The organism is Nostoc sp. (genome assembly GCF_035638895.1).
Lineage (GTDB): Bacteria > Cyanobacteriota > Cyanobacteriia > Cyanobacteriales > Nostocaceae > Nostoc.
In genome coordinates this window covers 1-3,651 of the sequence record NZ_DASQZC010000631.1, presented here as the reverse complement: position 1 = coordinate 3,651, position 3,651 = coordinate 1, and the positions used below count along the sequence as shown (strand labels likewise).

Genomic DNA, 3,651 nt, shown 5'->3' with positions numbered 1-3,651 from the left:
TGCATACACGGTTTCGAGAGGTGGGGATAAGCTTGCTCTTGCTCATTTCGCCACCTCCTGAACCAACACTAAATCTGAGGTGGATATTGTTAATGCCGAGTAATCGAGCAAAACTTTCTCGCCTTCAATTGCTCTAATCCTTTCTCCTGTCGGATTCCACCAATCAGGTGCTGCAATCCATGTACAACGATCGCCTATCTTAAACTCTGGGTTGGGTGATGCGCTCATGCTTCCACCTCCCCAGTGCTGAGGGATATCATTCCCAATCTTGGAATTATTTCTTTGGCCAGCGATCGCCTTAATTTATCTAATTTTTGCAGGGCAAAGAGAAGACTGTAAAACCTCCTCCAAACTGTCTCATAGTAAGGATTGTGAGGCTTTAATTGGTTTGTAAAAAGCTTTAAAAACCTTTGTATCCCATTCCAGTAAAAATAGTTACGGACTTTTTTCGATAACCTTAGAGTTATCGAAAGCTTGAAATACCTGTTGGTACTAGCTTGCATTATTTTTTCTCTTGGTATTTGATTCCCGAAATTGATGAAGTGAGGGGAAGCAAATACCAAGCCAGGACTAAATAATTCTCTGATCCTGGTTGAAAACCAAGAAAATTAGATATAATCTAGACGTATCCTTTGGCGGTATTTGCCCCCAATGCAGAGCGCCTGGTATCCCTCTGTTGAATTTTTTGGATGAATCCCTGCCTCCTACAGCTAGAAAACATCTTGAAAATTCTTGGAACCAGTACGCTCTAAGTCTTGAAGTAATTAGATCATACGTACTTAAATCAAAATCTCTCCAACCGAAGAATCTTTACGAACACGCCTCCTGTCAGTAAGGGTTAACGATACAAAGCCACTATTAGTATAATATCTAATTAGCCTTTCTAGATCACTAGAGAGATATTTTGTTTTGCCAAATTTCTGCATGGCTTCCAGATTTTCACCTCGATTGTTTGTCTCATTGACAACTCTTTTCTCAATGCACGTTTTCTAAATGATTGTAAAACGCAACAGATCGCTTAACAGTTTTTAAGTTTAAGTCCCCAACCCTCCACTCTTGCTCTGTAGTACCATAAATCATCGAAAACTAGTACTACAAAATCTATATCTCAGTGACATAAATATAAGCCATTGTGATTTTATATGAAAAATACTAAATTATTTTCTAGTTCTTTTTTAATGACTTTAAGCGCCTGTCGTCCAACTGGTAAGTTTCCAAAACTCCTTCTGTGACTGAGCTAGACCCTCTTTATGAATGAAGAAAAGTACATATAGAATAATATATTTTAGGGATTGTGAAAAGCTAATGTAAGTTTCCATGAAGTCACCAGCGCTTGTGATTGTCCATTTAAAATAGTAATTAATTTTCTAATCATTATTTTTATTTATAAAGGATTTACAGCTAAACTCTTTAATTCCTGAAACCCTATCTATAACTAGGTTTAAGCCTAATCGGAAATCAATAGAAGTCAGCTTTTGGTAATATCCTTTGGAGTCTCCAGTAGTCCGGTATGAGCTTCCTAAAATGCACAAGCGCTTGTGCATTCTTCATTGAGAATAGTGAACAAAATTTTAGTCAATTTTGATTTTCTCACTTATAGTTCAACTCCTAAATCCCCAAAACGCTGTATATAGCTCGGTTTATGGCAACTCCTGAATAAATAAAAAGCATTGAATTTTTTTTTGCTTGTATCTAACTTCTAAATCCCCCAAAAGGCTTATTATGACTGGGTTTATGGCAACTCTTAAATGAATGAAAGTAGTAATTAATTTTTCTACTTATAATCTAACTCCTAAATCCTCCAAAGGCTTGCTATTACTCGGTTTAAAGCAACTCTGAAATCAACAGAAGAGATAACTATCCAAAAGCTCTAACTATAAAACCGTTTTTGCCTTTTTCAACTAAAAGCCATCTTTTGCCTTCAGGTTCCAGTACTGGCATAATGCGAAAATTGAAAATATCTGCCCAAGTTTCTTCGCCGTGATTATTGGCAAACTCTATTTCAAGTTCTTTGAACCGGAGCCAATTGCGATCGCTAATAGCCCTCAAAATTGGAATGAATGTACTTAGGGGTATTAGGGTTCCTATCTTAATCATCAGAAGTCTTTTGGTTATATTGATTTTCCTGTGCGGCTTAACTTTTCCCGTCGACGGGAAAAATCGCAACAAAAGTACATAATCTAGCTCCAATTAGAATTTTTCTTGAACCGAGGATCAAATCGCTGATCGCTTATCTCTCTTTACGTCCACTCTCCCTATTGCGTAGCTTGCCGATCGCGCCTAGTTTTGAGGAAAAATCCTCATCAATTGCAGCAATATTGCCTCAAGACTATGTAACGCGGCGTTAGTAGTTCGCTGATGCTCCTCGAAATTACGCTGATGTGTTTCGTGACTTTCACGTAATTCGACTAGTACATCATCTAAAACCGCGCTACGGGCAAGCACTCGGTCAACGTTGCTGGTTAGCTCCTGAACGTTATCAGTCAAGTTTTCAATCTTTACTGTGATGTTAGCTATAGCTTCAGTATTTCTGATAGCCAGAGCTTCTACACGGTCAAGTCGGCTTGGTTGTTGTGGTGTGTCTGTCATTTTCCTGCCTCAATCATCTTGGCGATCGCGTCTTTATCAAAGCAGTCTAGATAGCTAACCAGTTCTCGAAATTGCTGGTATTTCTCTTCGGCATAGTTATCTGGTGTGAAGCCCAAAACTTCACAGAATTTAAAATAGTCAGCCCGCCAATTAAAGTTATTTAGTGCAGTAGTAAAACTTTCTACTGTCTCTAATGCCTCTGGCGATACCTCTGGTTTTTCTGTCTCGTAGGCTCCTAATGCGTTGGTCATGCTGATTTCTCTTGTTCTAATTTTCTTTGTTCTGCGATTGCCCGTTTTACTAACACCCTAGTCAATTGGGGAACGGTTAAAAACTCTTTATTCGCCCAGCTTTGTAGATATTTATATTCATCCTCTTCTATACGGATTGTCATTTGTGGCTTTTTAGAAGGCATACATAACAGTGAGTCACTACGCCTAATTATTATTCTTCTTGAGTTCTATTGACCAGTTTTGAATCATAGTATTGACAGGTGACTCACCTTTAACTACTATATCAACAGATAAGCAATCGATCAACAATAAGCCACTAATTAGCGTCCAACGAATACCCCAGAAACTTACACAGTAAGGGTTTGAGTGATTAGACGCAAAATTTTGCTGCTTATTCCATCGATTAATAACCAATTAACCATTGATTCACATTGATTACTGTGCTAAACCTATGAAACCTAGACGGAGCAAACATTCTACAGATTTAGACTCATTCCTTGATTTCCCCTCTACCAAGACATATTTAGCTGAGGTCTTAGGTGTTAGCCGCTCGACCTTGGTCACTTGGGAGAATTTAGCCTTCTGGAGAATCCCCAGTTTCAGAGATGCTTACCCCAAAAAGCACGATGGTAGTTATGACCGGGAATCGCCTCTATCACCCTATCAAGCATGGGTTTTAAGCCGTGTAGGTCGCCTCATGGCACAGCTACGACGCAGCGATCGCGTAAAAGGTTATATCGCCAAAAACCCGAATGATTTTTCTAGATACCGCTATCAGCAAGCATTCGGGCAAATCCAAAAAATCCAAAAGGGAGCGTAAATAATGGCA

6 protein-coding genes are annotated in these 3,651 nt (G+C 38.9%); 1 reads left to right on the top strand and 5 read right to left on the bottom strand.

The window, feature by feature from the left end:
- Positions 1-42 precede the first annotated feature (42 nt).
- The 5 genes from VE944_RS30495 to VE944_RS30475 all read right to left on the bottom strand — a co-directional run bounded on the left by VE944_RS30495 (position 43) and on the right by VE944_RS30475 (position 3,004).
- A complete protein-coding gene (locus VE944_RS30495; RefSeq protein ID WP_324986407.1) occupies positions 43-228 on the bottom strand; it encodes a hypothetical protein in 186 nt (61 codons plus the stop codon).
- Between the two features lie 1,629 nt (positions 229-1,857).
- Positions 1,858-2,097, bottom strand: coding sequence for a hypothetical protein (locus VE944_RS30490; protein WP_324986404.1), 240 nt, complete (start codon positions 2,095-2,097; stop codon positions 1,858-1,860).
- A gap of 183 nt (positions 2,098-2,280) precedes the next feature.
- Positions 2,281-2,589, bottom strand: a complete 309-nt coding sequence (locus tag VE944_RS30485) for a hypothetical protein (protein WP_324986401.1) — start codon at positions 2,587-2,589, stop codon at positions 2,281-2,283.
- Positions 2,586-2,840: a hypothetical protein gene (locus tag VE944_RS30480; RefSeq protein ID WP_324986398.1), complete on the bottom strand. Its 255-nt coding sequence runs from the start codon at positions 2,838-2,840 to the stop codon at positions 2,586-2,588. Before VE944_RS30480 ends, VE944_RS30485 begins: the two co-directional genes overlap by 4 nt.
- Complete coding sequence (locus VE944_RS30475) at positions 2,837-3,004, bottom strand: hypothetical protein (RefSeq protein WP_324986395.1); 168 nt, start codon at positions 3,002-3,004, stop codon at positions 2,837-2,839. The genes VE944_RS30480 and VE944_RS30475 overlap by 4 nt, the downstream gene beginning before the upstream one ends.
- 269 nt (positions 3,005-3,273) lie before the next feature.
- Here VE944_RS30475 and VE944_RS30470 point away from each other — a divergent pair, with 269 nt between their 5' ends.
- Positions 3,274-3,642, top strand: coding sequence for a hypothetical protein (locus VE944_RS30470; protein ID WP_324986392.1), 369 nt, complete (start codon positions 3,274-3,276; stop codon positions 3,640-3,642).
- Positions 3,643-3,651 lie beyond the last annotated feature (9 nt).